The organism is Amycolatopsis cihanbeyliensis (genome assembly GCF_006715045.1).
GTDB lineage: Bacteria > Actinomycetota > Actinomycetes > Mycobacteriales > Pseudonocardiaceae > Amycolatopsis > Amycolatopsis cihanbeyliensis.
The window spans coordinates 921660-944800 of the sequence record NZ_VFML01000002.1; the positions used below are offsets into that span (position 1 = coordinate 921660).

Here is a 23141-nt window from a genome sequence, read left to right on the forward strand (position 1 = left end):
GCAGGTGCCGCACTCAGCCCGAGCCGGTCGCGATGACCGCCCGGTTGTGCTCGGCGACCACCGCGAGATCCGGTTTGATCGTGCGGCGGTCGTAGCTGAGTAGCCCGTTGACCTCGTTCTCCACGTCCGTGGTCTGGGTGTAGATCGCCACGGACAGCCCGTTGTCCCGCACCACACCGGCAAGGTCCCTGCTCACCTCGGCGTAGCGTGCGGTCAGCTCACGCGAGTCGGCGGCCATCTCGTAGGCCTGCGGCTCCCCCGGCCACGACCGCCCCTCGACCACCAGCCCCAGCCCGCCGTACTCTCCGGCGGCGAGTGCCCGCTCGTCGCGGGCCTCCGGCCGCCCCGGGCCGACATAGGTGTGGTCGTCGTAGACATCGCCCGCGCCGCCGTCCGGGTGCGAATGGCAGCAGTTGACCCCGCTGCCCGCGATCACCAGCCGGGCCGGGTCGGCGGCCTTGACCTCGGCGGCGATCCGCGCGGTGTCGTACTCGCCCCAGCCCTCGTTGAACGGAACCCAGCCGATGATCGAGGTCACCCCGCGCAGTTGCTCGATCATGCCGGCCAGTTCCGCCTCGAACCGCTGCCGCGCCTGCCGGACCGGTGGAGCCTGCGGTCCCGGCGGGTTGTCCAGCAGCACCGGCAGGTTCGGCATGTCCTGCCACACCAGCAGGCCGAGCCGGTCGGCCCAGTAGTACCAGCGGGCGGGCTCGACCTTGACGTGCTTGCGCACGCAGTTGAACCCGGCCAGCCGGGTCTGCTCGAGGTCGAACCGCAACGCCTCGTCCGTGGGCGCGGTGTAGATCCCGTCCGGCCAGTAACCCTGGTCCAGCGGGCCGTGCAGCACGGTGATCCGACCGTTGAGCGCGATCCGCGGCCTGCCCTGCCCGTCCAGGACCACCTCGATCGTGCGCAGGCCGGCATAGCCACGGGCCTCATCGGCGACCCGGCCGTCGGCCGCCAGCAGCCGCACGGTCAGGTCGTACAGGTACGGGTCGTCCGGGCTCCAGAGTCGGGGCTCGGGCACCGGCAGCCACAGCCGGGTGCCGGCGGCCCCGGTGGCGCGAGCCAGCTCGGCCCCGCCCGGCTCGGTCACGACCACCTCGACCCGGTGGCCATCCGCGCCGCTGACCCGCGGCGTCACGGCGAACCCGGTGTGGTCGCAGGCGATGTCCAGCCACTCGACGTGCGCCGGCCCGACCGGCTCCAGCCAGACCGTCTGCCAGATGCCGGAGGCCTGGGTGTAGAGAATCCCGCCGGGATCGTTCGCCTGCTTGCCGACCGGGAAGGTGCCACGGTCACCGGTGTCCTCGGCCCGCACCACGAGCTCCTGTTCACCGCCGGCCCGCAGTACGTCGGTGACGTCCGCGCTGAACGCCGTGTACCCACCCTCGTGGGTGGCGACGAGCTGGTTGTTCACCCAGACCCGCGCCACCTGGTCGACCGCGCCGAAGTGCAGCAGCACCCGGTCCCCGGTCCAGTCGGCGGGGACCTCGAACGTCCGCCGGTACCACATCCGGTCGTCGTGCCGCCCGATCCCGGACAGTGCCGACTCCGGCGGGTACGGCACCAGGATGTGCTCGCCGTGCCGGCCCGGGGTGGTGTACTCCCAGACCCCGTTGAGGTTCAGCCAGCGTGGCCGGACCAACCGCGGCCGGGGGTACTCGGGCAGTGCGTTGTCCGGGCCGACCTGGTGGGTCCATGGGGTGTCGAGCGGGGGCCGCTCGGGCCGCCACCGCGGCTCACTCGCTGAGGCCGTCACCACACCGTTCCTACCCCGGCGGGGTAGGCGGGCACTCGACCGTGGTGACCAACGTCACGTCCTAGTACACCGGCAGCGGGACCCCGTGCTCGCTCTCCGGCCGCGGGCCGAAGATCCGGCGCCGCGCCTCGGCGATCGGGACGTCGTTGATGCTCGCCTCCCTGCGCCGCATCAGCCCGTCCTCGCTGAACTCCCACAGCTCGTTGCCGTAGCTGCGCCACCACTGGCCGCCGGAGTCGCGGCACTCGTACTGGAACCGCACGCCGATCCGGTTACCTCGGAAGCCCCACAACTCCTTGCGCAGTGCGTAGTCCAGTTCGCGCGCCCATTTCTCGCGGAGGAACTCCACGATCCGCGCGCGGCCGACGACGTGGCGATCGCGGTTACGCCACACCGAGTCCTCGGTGTAGGCCAGCGCCACCCGCTCCGGGTCGCGGGTGTTCCAGGCGTCCTCGGCCGCCTGCACCTTCTGCGCGGCGGTGTCCGGGTCGAAGGGGGGAAACGGGGGACGTACCATGTGGAGCAGCGTAGAGAACGATCGTTCTCCGCACCAGTAGGAGGTGCCGTGGACCACGCGGAAGCGACCGATCTGCTGCTCGACGCGGCCGGGAAGCTGTTCTACGAGCGAGGCGTGCAAGCGGTCGGGATGGATGCCATCCGAGCCGAGTCCGGTGTCTCGCTCAAACGGCTCTACCAGTGCTTCCCGTCCAAGGACACGCTGGTCGAGGCCTATCTGCGGCGCCGGGACACGCGCTGGCGCGACTCGCTCACCGGGTACGTCGCGGCCAGGGACGACGATCCGCTCGCCGTGTTCGACTGGTTGCACGACTGGTTCCGCGAACCCGGCTTCCGCGGCTGCGCCTTCGTCAACTCCTTCGGAGAGCTGGGCCCGACCGCCCCCGGCGTGACCGCGGCGGTGCGCGCGCACAAGGCGGCGGTGCGGGTCTACCTGCGCACGCTCACCACCCCCGAAACCCTCGCCGACCAGTTGTTCGCCCTGCTGGAAGGGGCTACCGTGACGGCAGCCATCAGTGGCGATCCGGCCATCGCGCTGACCAGCAAGGCAGCCGCGCGAGCGTTGCTCGCCGAGGCGGCGGGACCGTCGTTGTCGAACCGCCAGGAAGGACCTCAGCCGACTGGTGAGTAACCTCCACTCATGCGCGTCTTGATGCTGTCCTGGGAGTACCCGCCCGTCGTGGTCGGGGGGCTCGCCCGGCATGTTCACGCGCTGGCCAGGCATCTCGCCAAGGACGGGCACGAGGTGGTGGTGCTGTGCAGGCACGTGGCGGGCACCGACGCCGAGACGCACCCGACGACCGACCGGACGGTGGAGGGCGTGCGCATCATCCGGGTCGCCGAGGATCCGATGCACGTCACCTTCGAGCGCGACCTGGTCGCCTGGACGCTCGCGATGGGGCACGCGATGATCCGCGCCGGCACCGACCTGCTTCGCCACTGGCGTCCCGAGGTGGTGCACGCGCACGACTGGCTGGTGACCCATCCCGCGATCGCACTCGCCGAGGCGGCCGGGGTCCCGCTGGTGGGAACCATCCACGCGACCGAGGCGGGTAGGCACTCCGGCTGGCTGTCCCACCCGCTCAACCAGCAGGTGCATTCGGTCGAGTGGTGGCTGGCCAACCGGGTGGACGCGCTGATCACCTGCTCGCAGGCCATGCGCATCGAGGTCGCGCACCTGTTCGAACTGGCGCCCGAGGACATCACCGTGATCCACAACGGGATCGAGGAACGCAGCTGGCAGGTCACCGAGCAGGAGATCAACCGGGCCCGGAAGGCACACAGCCCCGGCGGCGCGCCACTACTGCTCTACTTCGGACGGTTGGAGTGGGAGAAGGGCGTGCAGGATCTGCTGGAGGCCCTTCCCCGGATCCGGCGCGGGCACCCGGGCACCCGGCTGGTGATCGCCGGGAACGGGCGTCATCTGGAAGAACTCGTGGAGCAGTCGCGCAGGCTCCGGATCCGTCGGGCCGTGGACTTCGTCGGCCACCTCTCCGATCGCGACCTGCGCGCGGTGCTGGCGGCCGCGAACGCGGTCGTGCTGCCCAGCAGGTACGAACCGTTCGGGATCGTGGCACTGGAAGCCGCCGCGGCCAAGGCCCCGCTGGTGGCGTCCACCGCGGGTGGACTGGGCGAGGTGGTGATCGACGGCGAGACCGGGCTGGCGTTCGCACCGGGCGACGTCCCCGCCCTCGCCGGGGCGGTGGACGCCGTACTCGCCGATGCGAGCGCTGCCGGAAGGCGGGCGCACGCCGCACAATCCCGCCTTGCCGCCGATTTCGACTGGCACCGGATCGCCGCGGCCACGGCCGCGGTCTACCGGCGAACCCGAATCGGCGAGCCGACGACCCTGGGTCGCCCCAAGATCGCCACCGGCAACGCCTTCGAACCCTAGGCGGGGGCTACAGCGGGCACCTCAGGCACTCCACGCCAGCGGGAGCGTGTGAGGTGGGGGCCACCGACGCCACCGCGGGAGTGGCGGCGCCGAACACCAGCGCCAGGGCGGCGAGCAATCCAGCTACATAACGCGACTTCATGGGCAGACTCCTCGGGGGCAGGGGAGGATCCGTCGTAGGGAGCATCCTTGCCCGTAACCAAAGAAACAACGGGGTTTCACTAAGTATCCGCACTTATCAACCAAGTTGCTCCTGCCGGAACAGTGGCCGATGTACCGGGAAGTGTAATCCGCGTTCGCCCCGGTGGCGCTATAGCTTGTTGCCATAACTGCAATGTGATCTACCGAATGTGATCATTCGTGCCGGGAACGTCATCATTGTTGCGCCGGACGGACCAGTACATTCTGGCCCGCCCGGCGGTGTTCGACAATCAGGAGCCGGACGGCTGCACCAGGTAGCGGGCGTAGGCGGCGGTGGTGAAGAAGTTCGGCAGCTTCTCCCCCATCGCGGTCTCCACGAAGATCGCCCTGGCGTCGTCCAGCCTGGCTTCCGGGCCGAGCTCGGCCCGCACCGAGGAGAGTTCCTCGTCCAGCAGGTTCGTGGCGAGCTCGGTGGTCACCGCGGTCCCGTCGTCCAGCTTCGTACCGTTGCGGATCCACTGCCACACCTGGCAACGCGCGATCTCCGCGGTGGCCGCGTCCTCCATCAGCCCGAAGATCGCCGCGGCCCCGGTACCGCGCAGCCAGGCGTCGATGTACCGCAGGCCCACGTTGATGTTCGCGCGAAGGCCGTGCTCGGTGACCGCCCCGCCGGCACTGGCCACGTCCAGCAGGTCCTCGGCGGTGACCACCACATCCTGGCGCAGCTTGTCCACCTGGTTCGGGCGCTCGCCGAGGACGCCGTCGAACACCTCACGGCACGTGTCCACCAGGCCGGGATGTGCCACCCATGAGCCGTCGAACCCGTCCGCGGCCTCGCGTTCCTTGTCCTCGCGGACCTTGGTCAGCGCCTCCGCCGCCGCCTCGGGGTCCTTGCTCGGGATGAACGCGGCCATCCCGCCGATGGCGTGCGCGCCACGCCGGTGGCAGGTGCTGACCAGCAGCTCGGTGTAGGCACGCATGAACGGCACGGTCATCGTCACCTGCGCGCGGTCGGGCAGCACGAAGTCCGCGCCGCGCTCGCTGAAGTTCTTGATGACACTGAAGATGTAGTCCCACCGACCCGCGTTCAGCCCGGCGGCGTGCTCACGCAGCTCGTAGAGGATCTCGTCCATCTGCAGGGCGGCGGTGATCGTCTCGATCAGCACGGTGGCCCGGATGCTGCCCTGCGGGATACCGAGCTCCCGCTGGGCGAGGCGGAACACGTCGTTCCACAACCTGGCCTCGCGGTGGTCTTCCAGCTTCGGCAGGTAGAAGTACGGGCCGCTGCCGCGCGCGAGCAGCTGCCGCGCGTTGTGGAAGAAGTACAGCCCGAAGTCCAGGATGCCGGCCGAGACCGGGCGCCCGTCGATCCGGATGTGCTTGTCCACCAGGTGCCAGCCACGGGGGCGCGCCACGATGGTCGCCGGGGTGTCCCCGATCCGGTAGTGCTTGCCGGCCTCGGTGGTGAAGTCGATATCGCGCCGGATCGCGTCGAAAAGGTTGAGCTGGCCGTCGATGATGTTCTGCCAGGTCGGTGACGTGGCGTCCTCGAAGTCGGCGAGCCACACCCTCGCGCCGGAGTTCAGCGCGTTCACCGTCATCTTGCGGTCGGTGGGACCGGTGATCTCCACCCTGCGGTCCTCGAGACCGGGCGCCGCCCCGGCCACGCACCAGGAGTCGTCCTCACGGATGGCCCGCGTCTCGGGCAGGAAATCCAGGGTCTCCTCGCCGGATCCGAGCCGTTCCCTGCGCCGGCGGCGGGCGTCCAGCAGCTCCCGGCGGCGGCCGGCGAACTCGTTGTCCAGCCGCGCCACGAAGTCCAGCGCCGCCGGGGTGAGGATCTCGTCGAACCGGTCGCCCGCGTGCGCGGCGACCTCGATGCGGTAGTTGAGCCGGTCAGCCATCTTCGGGTCCCTCCACAGTGGAATTCGGGGTGCGGCCCGGCGACGAGGCGCACTGGTTGCGGGTCCAGTGCGGCACTCCGCCGCCGGGGCCGCCGCCGGTCAGTGCCTGTCTCGAAACGCGCGTCACGATCGGCTGGCGCCGCGCGTTCTGGCACTCACCATGTCCCGGCCAGCACGGTTTCGAGGTGGTCGCTCAGAACTGCGCTTCTTCGGTGGAGCCCTTGAGCGCGGTAGTAGAGCTCTCCGGGTTCAGCGCCGTGCTGACCTGGTCGAACCAGCCGGTGCCGACCTCGCGCTGGTGCTTGGTGGCGGTGTAACCCCGCTCCTCGGCGGCGAACTCCCGCTCCTGCAGCTCGACGTAGGCGCTCATGCCGTCGGAGGCGTAGCCCTTGGCGAGGTCGAACATCGAGTAGTTCAACGCGTGGAAGCCGGCCAGGGTGATGAACTGGAACTTGTAGCCCATGTGCCCGAGCTCGCGCTGGAACTTCGCGATCGTCGCGTCGTCAAGGTGCTTCTTCCAGTTGAACGACGGCGAGCAGTTGTAGGCGAGCTGCTGGTTCGGGTACTTGTCCTTGATGGCCTCGGCGAACTTCCGCGCCACCTCGAGGTCCGGCTCGGAGGTCTCCATCCACAGTAGATCGGCGTACTTCGCGTAGGCGAGGCCACGCTCGATGCACGGCTCGAGGCCGTTACGCACCTGGTAGAAGCCCTCCGCGGTGCGGTCACCGGTGACGAACTTCCGGTCACGCTCGTCCACGTCGCTGGTCAGCAGCGTGGCGGCCTGGGCATCGGTGCGGGCGATGATCACCGACGGCACCCCGGCCACGTCCGCGGCCAGCCGGGCGGCGTTCAGCGTGCGCTCGTGCTGCTTGGTCGGGATGAGCACCTTGCCGCCGAGGTGGCCGCACTTCTTCTCGGAGGCGAGCTGGTCCTCCCAGTGCACCCCGGCGGCACCGGCCGCGATCATGCCCTTCATCAGCTCGAAGGCGTTCAGCGGGCCGCCGAAGCCGGCCTCGGCGTCGGCCACGATCGGCGCGTACCAGTCGATGCTGGTGTCGCCCTCGGCCCAGGTGATCTGGTCGGCGCGGCCGAGCGCGTTGTTGATCCGGCGGACCACGGCGGGCACCGAGTTGGCCGGGTAGAGACTCTGGTCCGGGTAGGTCTGCCCGGCGAGGTTCGCGTCGGCGGCCACCTGCCAGCCGGAGAGGTAGATCGCCTTGAGGCCGGCCCGCACCTGCTGGACCGCCTGGTTACCGGTCAGCGCGCCGAGGGCGTGGATGTAGTCCTCGTTCTGCAGCAGGTCCCACAGCTTCTCCGCGCCGCGGCGAGCCAGCGTGTTCTCCTCGACGACGCTGCCGCGCAGCTTGACCACCTCGGCCGCCGAGTAGGACCGCTCGACGCCCTGCCACCGCGGGTCGGTCTCCCACTGCTTGGCAAGTTCCGCTGCCGCCTGTTCCCACTGCTTGGCCTTCTCCACCATCGCCTTGACTCCAACTTTGCGAACTTTGCGATTTCTCGCCTGCTAAGCTCACGATGACATGCGCTGCGAAAACGCCACCAGACATCCAATTTGCCAATTTTAGCGAAGTTTCCCTACGATGTTGTGAAGGTTGCGAACGAGAAGTTCGCAAGTCCGGACGAACCGTCGAGCTTGATCGGTACGGTCCGGAAAAACTTCTGCACAGGACGGTCACGATGGACAAGACATTCGCCGGGCCCCGGCTGCGCCACCTCCGGGAAAGCAGGTCGATGAGCCAAGCCGACCTGGCCAGAGTGCTGGAGATCTCACCCAGCTACCTCAACCAGATCGAGCACAACGCCCGGCCGCTGACCGTGCCGGTGCTGCTGCGGGTGACCGAGGCATTCGGGGTGGACGCCGAGTTCTTCGCCAACAACGACACCGCGCGGCTGGTGGCCGACGTGCGGGAGGCGTTGCTGGACGAGGCGGTCGCCGCGGAGGTCTCCAGCAGCGAGATCAACGAGCTGGCGAACAACCTGCCGACCATGGCCGAGGCCCTGGTCAAACTGCACCGGCGGTACCGCAACGCGGTGGAGAACACCGCGGCGCTGGTCACCGAGGACGGCCGGGGCATGCACGGCAGCGCGGCCGCACCGCTGCCGCATGAGGAAGTGCGGGACTTCTTCTACGAGCGGGAGAACTACGTCGCCGAGCTGGACGAGCGCGCCGAACGGATGGCCTCCTCGATGGGGCTGCGCCGGGGCGAGGTGCGTACCCAGCTCCGGGCCGAACTGGACGAGACCTACGGCGTGCAGGTGACCAGCGAGGGCATCGACGAGGCGGCGGGCGAGCAGCACCGTTACGAGCCACATCCCCGCATCCTGCGGATGGCGCCCAGCCTGCGGATCGGGCAGCAGGCGTTCCGGATGGCCTCGCAGATCGCACTGCTCGAGCACGACGACCTGATCACCGAGCTGGCCGACTCCTGGGCGTTCTCCGGCCCCGCGGCGCGCTCGCTGGCCAGGGTCGGCCTCGCCAACTACTTCGCCGGGGCGCTGATCCTGCCCTACCGCCCCTTCCATTCGGCCGCGGAGCACTTCCGCTACGACATCGAGCGGTTGTGCGACTACTTCGGGGTCGGATTCGAGACGGTGTGCCACCGGCTGTCCACACTGCAACGCCCGAAGCTGCGCGGGGTCCCGTTCTCCTTCGTCCGGGTGGACAGGGCAGGAAACATGTCGAAGCGGCAGTCCGCGGCGGGATTCCACTTCTCAAGGGTCGGCGGCGCGTGTCCACTGTGGAACATCTATGAGGCGTTCACCGCCCCCGGCAAGATCTTCACCCAGGTGGCCAGCATGCCGGACGGCAAGAGCTACTTCTGGGTGGCGCGCACGGTGAGCCGCAACATCGGCGGCTACGGCAGCCCTGGCAAGATGTTCAGCGTCGGGCTCGGCTGCGAGCTGCGGCACGCCCGCAGGCTCGTCTACTCCACCGGCCTGGACCTGGACGACAAGGACGCCGCGACACCGATCGGCATGGGCTGCAAGGTGTGTGAGCGTCCCGCCTGCCCGCAGCGCGCCTTTCCCACCATCGGCAAGCGGCTCACCGTGGACGAGAACACCAGCACGTTCGTCCCCTACCCCGCCGTCCCCAAACCCGGCTGAAGTGCCCTGAACGTGGCTATCGAGACGCTCAGCGTCGCGAACGGCACTATTGGGACATCTGACGTCCTGAACGCCACGTTCAGGGCTCGAGCAGGGTGCGGGGGTCGGCGGTGGGGGTGGCGGTGCCGATGTTGGGGCCGCGGGGTGGGATGCGGTCGTAGTCGGCGGGGTCGAGCCGGTCGACCTGGCCGCTGGCGATCGCCGAGAGCATGCCGTCCAGCCCGATGTTGACGGCCCTGGTCAGCATCCCCCGGTGGCGCTGGCCGAGCGTCTGGGTCTGGCCACGCACCTCGAACAGCACCGTGCCGCTCCCGTTCAGCGCGAAGGAGCCGAGCCCGGTGCCGGGCAGGTGCAGGTCCTGCGGGTAGAGGGTGACGTTGCCGAACACCGGCCGGTTGTTCGCCGCACCCCGCAGGGCGTTGTACACGGCCACGTTCAGCCGCTTCGAGTAGTCCAGGTCATAGCGCCCGGCGTACTTCTCGTACCCGGGAGTCGTCGCCGGATCGTCCACGAACCTGCCGGAGACGGACAGGGTGACGAACTCGTCCCTGTCCTCCGGCATCACGTAGCAGGCACCCTGGTGATGCAGGTCGACGTAGGTGTCCACCTCGCCGAACTCGGCGGCCAGACCGCGGTACACGTCCCGCACGGCCCGCGCCTCCGGGGTGATGTACCAGCCGGGCTGGGCCGAGCTGCCGGGGAAGTCGGTGGCCCGTGGCACGTAGTTCAGGTCCGGGTTGTAGTCCCGGTTGACGTCGAAACCGGGACGCTCCGAGTAGTCGTCACCCTGCCGGGGCTCGGTGTAGTAGTTCCACGCGGGCTCGCTGTGCCGCAGTTGCGGGTTGCTGGCGACGACCTCCTGCCAGCTCAGGTCGTTCCCGCGCCGGTCGAGCTCGGCGCCGTCCGGGTTCATCTTCGGGATCGCCACGATGGTCAGCCGGTCCCGCCACCGCCGCGCCTTCGGCGAGTCGCTGGTGCCCACCCAGTCGAGCATCTTGAGCAGGGCGTCGGTGCCGGTCTTCTCGTTACCGTGGATCTCGCTGGTCAGCAGCACGGCCTTGGGCCCGGTGCCCACCCGCGCGGACCAGATCTCCCGGCCGCGGTTGCTGCGGCCGATCTGCGCCACCTCGACGCGCCCCTCGCTCACCCGCTCGATCCGGTCCAGCTCGATGCCCAGCTCGCGATGATCGGTGAACTCGTAGATCGGCAGCTCGCGGGGCCGCTCGCTACAAGCCGGGGCGAGGGTCCGCGGTTCGGCGGTGGCGGCAGGAGCGGCGACGGCGGGGGTCGCGGTCGCGATCAGGGTGAAGGTGCAGAGCGCGGTCAGCAGGCGCCGTCTCGACATGTACTTCTTTTACCAACCATCCGAACCCCGCCGACACCGACTTTCGGCGCGGCGCAATTCCGGATCGCCGTCCCGGACGGACACTGCGTATCGATACGAACGCGGGAGGTAACCGGTGACCGGCTGGTCGGACGACGAGGACTACGGCCCGAGCATCACACGCCGGATGCTCGGGCTGACCATGCGGCAGCTACGCGAGCACGCGCGGATGTCCGCCACCGAGGCATGCGAAGCGCTCGAGATCTCCAACGCCACGCTGAGCAGGCTGGAGAACGGCCAGCAGGGCGTGAACGTGCACCTCGCCAAGAGCATGCTGGACGTCTACGGCGAGGTCGGCAGGCACGACGAGATCCTGGACCTCTGCCGCAAGTCCCAGCGCAAGGGCTGGTGGGACACCTACGGCGTGAACGGCCGCGGCTACATCACCATGGAGAGCGACGCGGAGCGCGTCCGCACGTTCGACGTGCTGCTGATACCGGGGATTCTCCAGTCGGAGGAGTACGCCAGGACCCTGTTCCAGACGAACGAGGACATCCGGCCCGAACGGGTCGAACCGCTGGTCACCGTACGGATCATCCGCCAGGAACGGCTATGCGGCGAGCGCAAACCCTTGCAGGTGGAGGCCATCGTGCACGAGGCCGCCCTGCGCTGCGCGGTCGGCGGCACCGAGGTGATGTACGGGCAGCTCGCGCACCTGGCCGAGCTCGCCAAGCTGCCCACCGTGTCCCTGCGCATCCTGCCCAATGCGGCTGGCAACCACGACAGCATGTCCGGTGGCTTCATCATCCTGACCTTCCCCAAGAAGATCCTGCCGGACACGCTGTATGTCGAGCACGCATTCGGTGGCTCCGACAGTGAGAAGAAGCAGGAGGTGGACCGGGCTAAACTAAAGTTCGAGCGGCTGCGCGCCAAGGCACTCGACGAGGCCGCGAGCCTGGCGTTCCTGGAGCGGGTGGCCGAGGAGCTGACCTGACGAGGAGCCGGGATGCCGCAGGCCGAATGGCGCAAGAGCAGCTACAGCGACGGCGAGGACACCGACCAGAGCGCCTGTGTGGAAGTAGCCTTCGCCGGGAACCGGGTAGGGGTCCGGGACTCGAAGCGGCCTGCTGGGGCACCACTCTCCTTCCCCGCCGATGCCTGGAGCCACTTCCTCCGGGCCGTGCGCGAGGCCTAGGAATCGCCCAGCGACTTCTGCAGGGCCTCGTTCGCCTTGCGGGCCATGTCCTTGACCGCCTCCCGCCGCTCGGCGTCCGCCTCGTAGTCGGCCTTGCGGTCCCGCACCACCCGAGCGGGGGAACCGACCGCGATCGCGTAGTCCGGGACGTCCCCGCGTACCACCGCATGCGCACCGAGCACGCAGCCACGGCCCACCCTGGTGCCCTTCAGCACCGACACCTTGGTGCCGATCCAGCAGTCCGGGCCGATCCGCACCGGTGCCTTCTCGATGCCCTGGTCCTTGATCGGCAGGTTGATATCGGCCGTGACATGGTCGAAGTCGCAGATGTAGACCCAGTCGGCGATCAGGCTGGCCGAGCCGAGCTCGATGTCCAGGTAGCCGTTGAGCACGTTCTGCCTGCCGAAGACCGATTTGTCCCCGATCCGCAGCGAGCCCTCGTGGCAGCGGATGGCGTTGCCGTCGCCGATGTGCACCCAGCGGCCGATCTCCATCCGGCCGTAGCCCGGCCGGCAGTGGATCTCCACGTCCTTGCCGAGGAAGACCATCCCGCGCAGCACGATGTGCGGGTTGGCGACCCGGAACTTCAGCAGTCGCCAGTAGCGCACCAGGTACCAGGGGGTGTAGGCCCGGTTGCGCAGCACCCAGCGCAGCGAGTCGGCGGTCAGGAACCTCGCCTGCCGGGGGTCGCGGCGGGCCCTGCGCCACGCCTGCACCCGGGACAACATCGGCGAACCCCACATGGACGTCATGCACCTGACCGTAACCTGTTCTCGGAGGCTCGGCGCAGACAGGAGCGGCATGGGGACCCAGTTGATCATCGACACCGACCCGGGTGTCGACGACGCGTTCGCGATCACCCTCGCGGCGCTCGGCACGGATGTGGACCTGCTCGGGGTGACCACGGTCTTCGGGAACGTGCCGCTGGCCGCGACCACCCGCAACGCGCAGCGGGTGCTCGCCCTGTGCGGGCGGGCCGACGTGCCGGTCGCCGCGGGTGCCGAGCGGCCGCTGGTCTACCCGCATCCGCACCGGGCCCGCTACGCCCACGGGGTGGACGGCCTCTCCGGCCGGGCCGAGGCACTGCCCGAACCCGCCCGCGAACTCGCCCAGGTGGACGCGGTGAACCTGCTGGTCACGCTGCTGGAGGCCGCGCAGGAACCGGTGACCATCGCCCCGATCGGGCCGCTCACGAACATCGCCGCGCTGCTGGCGGCGCACCCGGGGGTGCGCTCGAAGATCGACCGCCTGGTGATCATGGGCGGCGGGCTGAGCCTTGGCAACGTCACCCCTGCGGCCGAGTTCAACATCTGGAGCGACCCCGAGGCCGCGCGGCGGGTGCTGGTCGAGGATGAGGTGCCCGCGGTGCTGGTGCCGATGGACCTGACCGTGCGCTGCGCGGTGGACGCCGACTGGCTCGGCACGCTGCGCGCGTCCGGCCCGATCGGCGCCGCGCTGGACGCGCTCACGCCGGACTACCGCGACTACTACCGCAAGGCGCTGGGTTGGGACGGCACCGTCCTGCACGACGCGGTCGCCGTCGCGGAGGCGATCAGCCCGGGCATCCTGGAGACCGAGCGGCTGCCGATCGAGGTGGACTGCACACCGGGACCTTCCCGGGGCGCCACCGTGGTGGACCGGCGCCGCATCGAGGTCGCGGAACGCGCGGAGACCTCCTCGGTCGTCGACGTCGCGGTGGACACCGACCTGGACGGGCTGCGCGGCTTCGTGCTCGGCAGGCTCACCCGCGGGGCCGGTGATCGGCCATGACCGGCCCTTCTTACCCTGATCCCGTGGATTCGCCCGAGGACGTCCGCCAGCCAGGGCCGCGACGCAGGCTCTACCTCGCGCTGGGCGCGGCCGTGCTGGTGGTGGCGGTGTTCGTCCTCACGCTGGTGTACGCCCCGACCGGGGAGGACGGCGGGGACACCACCACGGCGCTGGCCAACCAGCAGGTGTCCTCGACCGCGCCGCCGCCCGCGCCCGGGCCTCCCGTCGCGCCCGAGCAGCAGGGGCCGCCGGAGCCATCCGGGATCGAGTTCGAGGGATGGGTCGACGAGGTCGCGGGCTGGCTGGACATCCCGCGCCGTGCGATGCACGCCTACGCCGCCGCGACCGTGGCACTCGGCGAGGAGCAGCCGGGCTGCAAGCTGTCCTGGGTGACCCTGGCCGGGATCGGCAAGACCACGACCGACCACGGGCGCGTGGGCGGCGGCCAACTCGGCGAAGACGGTCGGCCGAGCTCGCCCATCGGCACGACAGAGCTGCGCGATGTCGCCGGGACGGTGGTCTCGGTGCCCGGCTCCGCGGGGCCCCTGCAACTCTCCCCAGCGGTGTGGCGGGAGTGGGGCCGCAGTGCCGGTTCCGGTGAGCCGGACGTGCAGAACATCGACGACGCCGCGCTGACGGCGGGACATGCGCTGTGCGCCGGCGGCAGGAACCTGGACAACGGGGAGAACTGGCTGGCCGCGGTGTCCTCCCTGCAGGACGCACCCTTGTTCCTGCATCGCGTGCTGGCCACCGCCAACGTCTACGGCACGGTGGGGCAGAACGAGTCCCCGCCGAACCCCGCGGCGCTGCGGGCGGTCACCTTCGCGATCGAGAAAATCGGCCTGCCCTACATCTGGGGCGGAAATGGCAAGGAGAAAGGTGACCCCGGTTTCGACTGCTCCGGGCTGACCACCGCCGCCTACGCCAGCGCCGGAATCACCCTGAAACGCACCGCGCACTGGCAGTACGGCAGCGTGCCGCTGGTCCCCGCCGACCAGAAACCGCGCCTCGGTGACCTGATCTTCTACGGAAACCCGAGCACCAAGATCCACCATGTCGGCATCTACATCGGCAACCGGCAGATGATCGACGCGCCCACCTTCGGTCAGGCCGTGCAGGTGCACAACTACCGCAAGCCCAACGACAGCTACGCGGGCGCGGGCCGACCGGCCAACTGAGCGTGTGTGTAGTTTCCGCGTGCGGATATGGTTGCCCGGTCATTTGATCGGATACCGCGGTGACCCATGACGCACAGTAGTCGCGCGGGGCGGCCGGTCACCCTGCTCGTGGGCCTCGCGCAGTCGCTCACGCTCGTCGAACGTCTCCGGCTCCAGCGCGCGGCGCCTTCCGAAATCTGGTCCACCTCGGGACGGCCAGGATCAGATCGTCGACCGTGACCGGGACCAGCCGGGCCGCCACTCGGGATTCGCCCTGCAACCGCACGGGCCGTTCGGAGCCGTGATCACGTGGCTGGGAAAGGATTGGACGGGTGACGCTCGGGCTTGTAGCTTGCGGTAGACCGTGACACCGCCCGAGGAGGTGAGACCCATGAACGCTGTATCGATGTGGGTGCTCCCCTTCCCGTCACGGTCGGGCGATTGACGTAGGTGTCTCCGGGAGCGCCTCGACAACAAGGCACTCCGGAAGGCAACACCTATGGACTCTCCACAGTTCACCGCCGAGCCGTCGTCGACCGATACGGTCGAGCGCGACTTCACCGTGGGCGATGTCCCCGGACTCCGGTCACCGGCCTCCGGTGCTGATCGCGCGCCCCTCATGTTCGACGCGATCATTGTCGGGTGCGGGCCGACTGGCGCGATGCTGGCCGCCGAACTACGGCTGCACGATGTGCGGGTACTCGTTCTGGAGAAGGAAACCGAGCCCGTGTCGTTCGTCCGCATAGTCGGTCTGCATATTCGCAGTCTCGAGCTGATGGCCATGCGCGGACTGCTGGATCGCATTCTCGAACACGGAAGACAGCGTCCCGCCGGCGGATTCTTCGCCGCCATCACCAAACCCGCGCCCAAGGGCCTGGATTCGGCGTACGCCTTCCTGCTGGGCATCCCGCAGCCAGTCATCGTTCACCTGCTCGAAGAACATGCGATCCAACTGGGTGCGCAGGTCCGGCGCGGTTGTGCGGTGGTCGATTTCGAGCAGGACGACGAGGGTGTGACCGTCGAGTTGGCCAATGGCGAACGGCTGCGTTCGCGCTATCTCGTCGGCTGTGACGGCGGGCACAGTACGGTGCGCAAACTGCTCGGCGTCGGCTTCGGTGGCGAGCCCTCGCGGACCGAGACGCTGATGGGTGAGATGGAAGTGGGTGTGCCGCAGGAGGAGGTCGCCGCCACGGTGACCGAAATCCGCGAGACCGATCAGCGATTCTGGCTCCGGCCCGTAGGCGTCGGGGTCTATAGCGTCGTCGTCCCCGTTGCGGGAGTCGGCGATCGCGCGGAACCGCCCACCCTCGAGGATTTCAAACAACAGCTGCGCACCATCGCCGGAACCGATTTCGGCGTGCACTCCCCGCGCTGGTTGTCCCGCTTCGGGGATGCCACCCGGCTAGCCGAACGTTATCTCCTCGGGCGGGTGCTGCTGGCCGGCGATGCGGCACACATCCATCCACCCATCGGCGGACAGGGCCTCAATCTGGGCGTTCAGGACGCATTCAACCTCGGCTGGAAACTGGCCGCACAGATCAGCGGCTGGGCGCCGGAAACACTGCTGGACACCTACCAGGCCGAACGTCATCCGGTCGCCGAGGACGTGCTGGACAATACCCGCGCCCAAATGGAACTGCTCTCCACCGAACCGGGCCAGCAGGCCGTGCGCAGGCTGCTCACCGAACTGATGGACTTCGACGAGGTGAATCGCTACCTGGTTGAGAAGATCACGGCGATCGGTATCCGCTACGACCTCGGCGAAGGCCCCGACCTGCTCGGCCGCCGCCTGCGCGACATCGACGTGAAACAGGGCCACCTCTACGGTCTGCTGCACCGCGGCCGCGGCCTGCTGCTGGACCGCACCGAACGCCTGACCGTCGGCGGCTGGTCAGACCGGGTCGATTACCTCGCGGATCCCACCGCGGTACTGGATGTTCCGTGCGTCCTGCTCCGCCCCGACGGCCACGTCGCCTGGATCGGCGACGATCAGCAGGACCTGGACGACCACCTCTCCCGCTGGTTCGGCAGGCCCGCCACCTGATGTCGACGCGAAAGGACCATGTGATCAAACCTGTGCTCGCGCACCGGGGGTTGGGTCGGTCCTCTCGGGGCCGCGGACGTAGCGGAGCCGATAGCTGTAGCGCAGAATCGCCACGCCGTTGCCGAACCCGGTGGCGTCGAGCAGCGTCAGGTCTCGCTGACCCTCGACGATCCACCCCGTGAAACCGGCGCCGGGTGGAACCCGCTATGTGCCCGTGTCCTCCGCGTTCGGCCGGGGTGCCGTATTCCGCAGCCGCGCCGGATTGGCCGAGGTCAGGGCCGCTAGAGGGGCCAACTGCCAGCCCTTTTCGTACTCTGTGGCGAAGCCCTCGTCGCCCAGCTCGGCTCGGCCGCGGTCGCTGAGCGCACGGACCTGCGGATCGGTCCGGTCGTGCGCGCCGCGCAAGCGGGCCGCCGCGCCCAGTAGTGCGGCCATGTCCCGGTAGCGCCCGTACAGCGCGGCGACGCCGGCGACGGTCACCGCCACCGTCGCCAGGATCGGCATGTCGTTGCTGTCGACCGCTGCCGCGTACGCTCGGTTCAGCGCTTGTTCGGCACCCGGCCCGTCGCCGGCCTCGAGACAGAGCACGCCGCGCACCACGCCGATCAGCGCCTGCTCGTGGCCCCCTCCGAACAGCGGCTGCGCGGACAGCCCGGTCTCGGCCGACTCGGCCAGCTCGCGGGCGCGGTCCGGGTCGCCGATCCGCACCCACAGGCCGGCCTCCAGCGCGTCCAGCAGGATCGCCGTCTCGGGAGAGATCGAGCGCAGCGCGCGTTCCCGGGTGGCTGCGATCATCTCGGCGGCCCGCGCGGTCTCGCCGAGCCGGACGTACAGCTCGGACCGGCGCAGGTCGATGAAGATCTCGTCGCCCCGGCTGAGCGACCCGAACTCGCGGGCCAGCGCCCTTGCCTCGCTCAGGTCGGCCAGCGCGCCGTCGAGATCGCCGTCGTACTGCCGCACCTGCGCCCGCAGTGGCAGTACGGCGGCCAGTCCCCAGCGGTCGCCGGTCCCGGCGAAGAGATCCAGTGCGGCGGCCACGTCACTACGAACCTGGTCGAGGTGGCCCGCGTTCTCGGCGAACTGGGCCCGGTACAGGTGCGCCAGCCCGGCCAGCCACACGTCCGGCCCTTCGATGACCCGCTGGACGATCTCCGGCGACGCGCCCGACTCGGGCAGGGTGGCCAGCCTGAGCGCGACGAGCGTGTCGCCGAAGGGCAGCTCCGGCGGGCTCACCAGCCGGCCGGTGAGCGCCCGGAGCTGCTCGCGCCAGTCGGCAGGTGGGACCTCGGTCGCGAACCGGTTGAGCACGAGCACCTCCTCGGCGGTGTCGCGTTGCCGGCTCGGCCGCGCGCCCGGCACCGAGACCGCTTCGCCGAGCCAGTAGGCCGCGTCGGTGTGCAGGCCGAGCATCTGCCAGTACCAGGTCAGGTTCACCGCGAGCTCGATGGCGCGGTCGGCGTCGCCGGTGTCGCGGAGGTGGCGAAGGGTGGCCAGCACGTTGTCGTACTCGGCTCGCAGCACGTGCAGCGCGTGCAGCTGCCGGGGACCGCGCAGCAACGGGTCGTAGTGTGCGACCAGCTCGGCGAAGTAGTCCGCGGCCAGGTCCCGCACGCCGGTCGGGGTGCCCCGCGTGGCGAGACTTTCCAGGCCGTACTCGCGGATCGTCTCCAGCATTCGGTAGCGGCCGTCCTCCGGCGCGAGGTGCAGCAGCGACCGGTCGACCAGGTCGGCAAGCAGCTCCGGGATCTCATCGGGCGAGACCGCAGTACCGGCGCAGATCGCGGTCGCCGAATCCGGGGTGACACCTCCGGGCAAGATCGAGATCCGTTCCGCGACGGTCCGCGCGTCCGGCTCCAGCAGATCCCAGCTCCATGCGATGACCGCGCGCAGTGTGCGGTGCCGAGGGACGGCGGTCCGGCTGCCGGTGGTGAGCAGCCGGAACCGGTCGGACAGGCCGGCCGCCAGGCCGGGCAGCGCCATCGTCCGCAGGCGGGCCGCGGCCAGCTCCAGCGCCAGCGGCAGGCCGTCGAGGCCGCGGACCACCCTCGTGGTGTCGGCGAGGTTCGCCTCGTCCACGTCGAAGCCCGGACGTACGGCCGCCGCCCGCTCGGCGAACAGCCGCACCGATGCCGTACGCCGGGCCTGCTCGACGTCCCCTTCCGGCTCGGGCAGCGGGAGTGGGTCGAGCGGCACCAGCGCTTCGCCGTCGATGGCCAGCGCTTCGCGGCTGGTGGCCACCACCCGCAGCCCGGCACACCGCGACAGCAGAGCCGCTACCAGGTGGGCAACGGCGTCGACAACGTGCTCGCAGTTGTCCACCAGCAGCAGGCTGTCCCGGCCGCCGAGCCGGTCCGCGAGCACGTCCAGTTCGTCGCCCTCGACCCGCATCCGGGCCTCGAACATCGCGCCGCCGCGCAACCCGATCCCGGCCAGCACCGCCGCGCCGACCTTGGCCGGCTCGGTGACCGAGGCGAGGTCGATGAGCCAGGCGCCGTCGGGGTACTCGCGGCGATGCAGGCGGACAGCCTCGAGCGCGAGCCTGGTCTTGCCTGCGCCGCCCGGGCCGAGCACGGTGACCAGGCGGCCGGTGGTGAGCAGCACGCCGATCCGGGCGAGGTCGTCGTCCCGCCCGACGAAGCTGGTCAGTGGCGCAGGCAGATTGCTCGGACTCGCGTTGTTGTCGGCCTCCACCTCCTGCACGCTTTCGGCGGCGGGTTCGGGCCGCTCACCACGCAGCAGGCGCAGGTGGCGCTCCTGCAGGGCGGTGCCCGGGTCGGTGCCGAGGACCTCGGCCAGGGCCTCACGGACCCGTTCGTAGCAAGCGAGCGCGTCGGCCTGGCGGCCCTGGGCGGCCAGCGCGTCCATGAGCAGCGCGGCCGCCCGCTCGTGCACCGGGTGCTCGGTGAGCAGGGCGGACAGCCGGGCAGCGGCCGCCTCGGGCCTGCCAAGCGACAGCTCGGCGTCGGCGAGGTCGGCCACTGCCTCGACCGAGAGGTGGGCCAGCCGGGTCGCGGCGGCCGCCACCACGTCAGCGACCACCACGGGCTCGGCGCCGGGCTGGTCGCCCCACAGGTCCATGGCCGCGCCGAGCGCGCTCGCCGCGGCCACCACGTCGCCGGCCCGTAGGTGCATCCGGCCGGTGGCGGTGAGGTGCTCGAACCGCAGCGCGTCCACGTCGGCCTCCTCGACGCTCAGCCGGTAGCCGCCAGCGGCCTGCGTGACGGCGCCGGCCGAGCCGAGGGCCCTACGCAGCCGGGAGACGAGGCCCTGCAGTGCGTGGGCGGGATCGGCGGGCGGGGCCTCGGCCCAGATCGCGTCGACCAGTACGGCGGGCTCGACCGTGCGCCCACCGGCGAGTGCCAGCCGGGCCGCCAGGGCCTGCAACCGCGCACCGGGAACGGGCAGCTCGGCGGTGCCGCGGGACGCCTGCAGGGGGCCGAGCAGCGTCACCCGAAGCCGCGTGTTCCCACCCACCCACCGATCTTCGCGCGCCCGCCGACGGCGCCCGGAACCGGGTGGGAGCGCCGTGTGCGCCCCATGTGAGTGGCGGCCGTCAGTCTCGGCGTACCTCACAGGAAAGGGATTTGCCATGCATGATGTGATCATCGCGGGAGGCGGCCCGGTCGGCCTGTTCCTCGCCTGCGAGCTCAGCCTCACCGGCTGCTCGGTGCTGGTGCTCGAACGGGACCCGGAGCCGCATTCCCCGTGGCGGAACTTCCCGCTCGGGATGCGGGGCCTTTCGGGCGGGTCGGTCGAGGCGTTCTACCGCCGCGACCTGCTGCGCCCGCTGCTGACCGCGTCGGGCGTGGACGAAATGCCCGGCGCGGACGAGCAGGCACCCCCACGGTCGGTCGGCCATTTCGCCGGTACGACCCTCGACCCGGCCGAGGTCGACCTCGCGAGCCTGCCTTATCGGCTGCCCAGCCCGGCCCTGGACGGCATCATGACCACCCTCGACGCGATGGAAACAGTGCTGGCCGAGCGGGCCGCCAAGCTCGGTGCCGAGATCCGCCGTGGCGTCGGAGTCTCCGCCGTCACCCAGGCCGACGAGACCGTGATCGTTCGAGCCGGCGAACACGAGTACCCGGCCCGCTGGCTCGTCGGTTGCGACGGCGGACGCAGTACGGTGCGCCGGCTCGCGGGCTTCGGCTTCGTCGGCACCGAGCCGCAGCTCACCGGCTATGTCGCGCTGGCGACGCTCGCCGATCCCAGGAAGCTACGCCCGGGATTCAACCTGACCCCGGCCGGGATGTACCTCACGATTTCCGGACCCGGCCACCTCGGCGTGCTGGACTTCGACGGCGGCGCGTACGACCGTTCCCAGCCGCTGACCCGTGAGCACCTCCAGACAGTGCTGCGTCGCGTCTCCGGCAGCGACGTGACGCTCGACGACGTGCACCTCGCCTCCAGCTTCACCGACCGGGCGATGCAGGCGACCACCTACCGGCGCGGCCGCGTCCTGCTCGCGGGCGACGCCGCGCACATCCACTCGCCGCTGGGCGGGCAGGGGCTCAACCTCGGCGTCGGCGACGCCATGAACCTGGGCTGGAAGCTCGCGGCGACGGTACACGGGCACGCGCCGGAGGGCCTGCTAGACACCTACACCGCCGAACGCCACCCGGTCGGCGCGCGGGTGCTCGACTGGTCGCGCGCCCAGGTGGCGATCATGCGGCCGGACCCGCACTCCCGCGCGATCCAGGCCGTGGTGCGCGACCTGCTGGCGACCCGCGACGGCACCACGTACGTCTTCGAGCGCACCTCGGGCACGTCGATCCGCTACGAACTCGGCAGCGAGCAGCCGCTGGTCGGCCACGACGCGCCGGACTTCCGCCTGGCCGACGGCACCCGCCTCGGCGAGCTGTTGCAGGACGGCCGCGGCGTCGCCCTCGACTTCAGCGCCGAAGGGCGCCTGCGCGACGTAGCGCTACGCCGCGCCGGCCGGGTCCGGTACGCGGCCGGCCCGGCGCGCGACGACCTCGGCTTCGGCGCCGTGCTCGTCCGGCCGGACGGCATCGTCGCCTGGGCCGGCGACCGCGACCCGGACCGTGACTCGTTCGAACGCGCCGTCACCCGCTGGTTCTGAGTCATTTGTCACTTGTGGAGGTAACCAACGTGGAAAATCACTGGATCGCTACCTGGGGCACGGCACAGCAGCTGGCACCGGCCGCCGAACTCGGCGGCGGGCCGGAGATGCCGGACGAGCCGCTGGACCAGGACTCCGATGCCCCGCAGCCCGCGCCTACAGCGGTCAGCGCGCAGACCGTGCGCATGGTGGCGCGTTCCACCGTCGGCGGCACGGCCGTGCGCATCGCCCTCTCGAACTCCTTCGGGTACGCACCGGTGCGCATCGGCGCCGCCTTTCTCGCCCGGCCCGACGGCCCCGCGCGGCTGACCTTCGGCGGCCGGGACGCGGTGGTCCTGCCGACCGGCGCGCAGATCCACAGCGACCCGCTGGAGTACGAGGTGCCCGCACAGACGGACCTGGTCGTCTCGCTGTACCTCCCCGACGAGGACGTCACGCCGACGGTCCACCAGGTCGGACTGCGCACGGCGTGGCTCGCCCCGGGCAACCAGGCCGCCGAGCCGAAGCTGCGGGACGCCACCGAGTTCCAGTCGTATCTGTGGCTCACCGGCATCGAGGTACTTGCGCCCCCCACAGCCGCCACCGTCATCGCCTTCGGCGACTCCCTCGTGGACGGCATGGAGACCACGCCCGGCGCCGACGCGCCCTGGCCTTCGGTGCTGGCCCGCAGGCTCACCGCCCACCCCGGACTCCCACCCCGGGCGGTGATCAACATGGGCATCTCGGGAAACCGCGTCCTGCGCGAGACCGACGGCATGGGCGCCAGCGCGCTGGCCCGCTTCGACCGCGACGCGCTGGCCCGTCCCGGCGCCCGGTGGATCATCCTGTTCGAGGGCGGAAACGACATACTCTTCGGCCTGATGCCGGGCGCGCCGGACAGCGAACAAGCCACCGCAACGGACATCATCACCGGCTACCGCATGCTGATCGATCGCGCGCACCTGCACGACCTGCGCATCATCGGCTGCACGCTGCCACCGATCGGCGGATCGCCGGTTTTCACACCGGAGTTCGAAGACCTACGCCAGCAGCTGAACCGCTGGATCCGCGACAGCGGCGAGTTCGACGCGGTGACCGACCTGGACGCGGCCCTACGCGACCCGGCCATGCCGACGAGGATGCCCGCCGAGCTGGTCTCCGACGACGGCGTCCACCCGAACGACGCCGGCCACGCGGCGATCGCCGAGGTCTTCGACCTGGGCCTGTTCCGGGAGTAGGGCGTCTACCG

The 23141-nt window shown here is 70.2% G+C and carries 17 protein-coding genes; 10 read left to right on the plus strand and 7 right to left on the minus strand.

Annotation, left to right across the window (positions count from 1 at the left end):
* Positions 1-13: 13 nt before the first annotated feature.
* Positions 14-1765, minus strand: a complete 1752-nt coding sequence (locus FB471_RS32805) for a glycoside hydrolase family 2 protein (protein WP_142003688.1) — start codon at positions 1763-1765, stop codon at positions 14-16.
* 58 nt (positions 1766-1823) lie between these two features.
* The gene (locus FB471_RS32810) at positions 1824-2279 is read right to left on the minus strand and encodes a nuclear transport factor 2 family protein (RefSeq protein WP_142003689.1); all 456 of its coding nucleotides are present in this window, start codon (positions 2277-2279) and stop codon (positions 1824-1826) included.
* Between the two features lie 48 nt (positions 2280-2327).
* On the opposite strand from FB471_RS32810, the gene FB471_RS32815 reads away from it, so the two are divergent.
* Positions 2328-2909 (plus strand): TetR/AcrR family transcriptional regulator, encoded by a 582-nt coding sequence (locus FB471_RS32815; RefSeq protein WP_142003690.1) that lies wholly within the window; start codon positions 2328-2330, stop codon positions 2907-2909.
* Between the two features lie 9 nt (positions 2910-2918).
* Positions 2919-4172 carry a glycosyltransferase family 4 protein gene (locus FB471_RS32820; RefSeq protein ID WP_142003691.1) on the plus strand — a complete coding sequence of 418 codons (1254 nt, stop codon included), beginning with the start codon at positions 2919-2921 and terminating at the stop codon, positions 4170-4172.
* Positions 4173-4603: 431 nt separating this feature from the next.
* Here FB471_RS32820 and aceB read toward each other — a convergent pair whose 3' ends face one another.
* Together aceB and aceA are read right to left on the minus strand one after the other, a co-directional pair.
* Positions 4604-6217, minus strand: coding sequence for a malate synthase A (gene aceB, locus FB471_RS32825; RefSeq protein ID WP_142003692.1), 1614 nt, complete (start codon positions 6215-6217; stop codon positions 4604-4606).
* A gap of 193 nt (positions 6218-6410) precedes the next feature.
* Positions 6411-7697 (minus strand): isocitrate lyase, encoded by a 1287-nt coding sequence (aceA, locus tag FB471_RS32830; protein WP_142003693.1) that lies wholly within the window; start codon positions 7695-7697, stop codon positions 6411-6413.
* Between the two features lie 215 nt (positions 7698-7912).
* Between aceA and FB471_RS32835 the strand changes: the two genes are divergently transcribed.
* On the plus strand, positions 7913-9340 hold the full coding sequence (locus FB471_RS32835; RefSeq protein WP_142003694.1) for a short-chain fatty acyl-CoA regulator family protein: 1428 nt from the start codon (positions 7913-7915) through the stop codon (positions 9338-9340).
* A 79-nt stretch (positions 9341-9419) separates the two neighbouring features.
* On the opposite strand, the gene FB471_RS32840 is transcribed toward FB471_RS32835, so the two are convergent.
* Entirely contained in the window at positions 9420-10685 is a 1266-nt protein-coding gene (locus FB471_RS32840) for a M14 family zinc carboxypeptidase (protein ID WP_142003695.1), read from the minus strand.
* A gap of 115 nt (positions 10686-10800) precedes the next feature.
* On the opposite strand from FB471_RS32840, the gene FB471_RS32845 reads away from it, so the two are divergent.
* The gene (locus FB471_RS32845; protein WP_142003696.1) at positions 10801-11658 is read left to right on the plus strand and encodes a helix-turn-helix domain-containing protein; all 858 of its coding nucleotides are present in this window, start codon (positions 10801-10803) and stop codon (positions 11656-11658) included.
* A gap of 12 nt (positions 11659-11670) precedes the next feature.
* Positions 11671-11859 (plus strand): DUF397 domain-containing protein, encoded by a 189-nt coding sequence (locus FB471_RS32850; RefSeq protein ID WP_142003697.1) that lies wholly within the window; start codon positions 11671-11673, stop codon positions 11857-11859.
* On the opposite strand, the gene FB471_RS32855 is transcribed toward FB471_RS32850, so the two are convergent.
* A complete protein-coding gene (locus FB471_RS32855) occupies positions 11856-12611 on the minus strand; it encodes an acyltransferase (RefSeq protein ID WP_142003698.1) in 756 nt (251 codons plus the stop codon). The two genes, FB471_RS32850 and FB471_RS32855, sit on opposite strands and share 4 nt — an antisense overlap.
* 49 nt (positions 12612-12660) lie before the next feature.
* Here FB471_RS32855 and FB471_RS32860 point away from each other — a divergent pair, with 49 nt between their 5' ends.
* The 3 genes from FB471_RS32860 (at position 12661) to rox (ending at position 16830) form a co-directional block, all read left to right on the plus strand.
* Positions 12661-13629 (plus strand): nucleoside hydrolase, encoded by a 969-nt coding sequence (locus tag FB471_RS32860; protein WP_142003699.1) that lies wholly within the window; start codon positions 12661-12663, stop codon positions 13627-13629.
* A 23-nt stretch (positions 13630-13652) separates the two neighbouring features.
* On the plus strand, positions 13653-14807 hold the full coding sequence (locus FB471_RS32865) for a C40 family peptidase (RefSeq protein WP_246076837.1): 1155 nt from the start codon (positions 13653-13655) through the stop codon (positions 14805-14807).
* Positions 14808-15405: 598 nt separating this feature from the next.
* The gene (gene rox, locus FB471_RS32870; RefSeq protein WP_211358325.1) at positions 15406-16830 is read left to right on the plus strand and encodes a rifampin monooxygenase; all 1425 of its coding nucleotides are present in this window, start codon (positions 15406-15408) and stop codon (positions 16828-16830) included.
* Between the two features lie 204 nt (positions 16831-17034).
* On the opposite strand, the gene FB471_RS32875 is transcribed toward rox, so the two are convergent.
* Positions 17035-20304, minus strand: coding sequence for an AfsR/SARP family transcriptional regulator (locus FB471_RS32875; RefSeq protein ID WP_246076838.1), 3270 nt, complete (start codon positions 20302-20304; stop codon positions 17035-17037).
* A 115-nt stretch (positions 20305-20419) separates the two neighbouring features.
* On the opposite strand from FB471_RS32875, the gene FB471_RS32880 reads away from it, so the two are divergent.
* Positions 20420-21913 carry an FAD-dependent monooxygenase gene (locus tag FB471_RS32880; RefSeq protein WP_142003703.1) on the plus strand — a complete coding sequence of 498 codons (1494 nt, stop codon included), beginning with the start codon at positions 20420-20422 and terminating at the stop codon, positions 21911-21913.
* A gap of 29 nt (positions 21914-21942) precedes the next feature.
* Positions 21943-23130: an SGNH/GDSL hydrolase family protein gene (locus FB471_RS32885; protein WP_246076839.1), complete on the plus strand. Its 1188-nt coding sequence runs from the start codon at positions 21943-21945 to the stop codon at positions 23128-23130.
* The last annotated feature ends 11 nt before the right edge of the window (positions 23131-23141 follow it).

Coding starts and splice junctions, on each gene's coding strand:
- aceB (WP_142003692.1), bottom strand. CDS start 6,217: ATGGCTGACCGGCTCAACTACCGCATCGAGGTCGCCGCGCACGCGGGC.
- FB471_RS32810 (WP_142003689.1), bottom strand. CDS start 2,279: ATGGTACGTCCCCCGTTTCCCCCCTTCGACCCGGACACCGCCGCGCAG.
- aceA (WP_142003693.1), bottom strand. CDS start 7,697: ATGGTGGAGAAGGCCAAGCAGTGGGAACAGGCGGCAGCGGAACTTGCC.
- FB471_RS32835 (WP_142003694.1), top strand. CDS start 7,913: ATGGACAAGACATTCGCCGGGCCCCGGCTGCGCCACCTCCGGGAAAGC.
- FB471_RS32840 (WP_142003695.1), bottom strand. CDS start 10,685: ATGTCGAGACGGCGCCTGCTGACCGCGCTCTGCACCTTCACCCTGATC.
- FB471_RS32880 (WP_142003703.1), top strand. CDS start 20,420: ATGCATGATGTGATCATCGCGGGAGGCGGCCCGGTCGGCCTGTTCCTC.
- FB471_RS32855 (WP_142003698.1), bottom strand. CDS start 12,611: ATGACGTCCATGTGGGGTTCGCCGATGTTGTCCCGGGTGCAGGCGTGG.
- FB471_RS32820 (WP_142003691.1), top strand. CDS start 2,919: ATGCGCGTCTTGATGCTGTCCTGGGAGTACCCGCCCGTCGTGGTCGGG.
- FB471_RS32860 (WP_142003699.1), top strand. CDS start 12,661: ATGGGGACCCAGTTGATCATCGACACCGACCCGGGTGTCGACGACGCG.
- rox (WP_211358325.1), top strand. CDS start 15,406: ATGTTCGACGCGATCATTGTCGGGTGCGGGCCGACTGGCGCGATGCTG.
- FB471_RS32850 (WP_142003697.1), top strand. CDS start 11,671: ATGCCGCAGGCCGAATGGCGCAAGAGCAGCTACAGCGACGGCGAGGAC.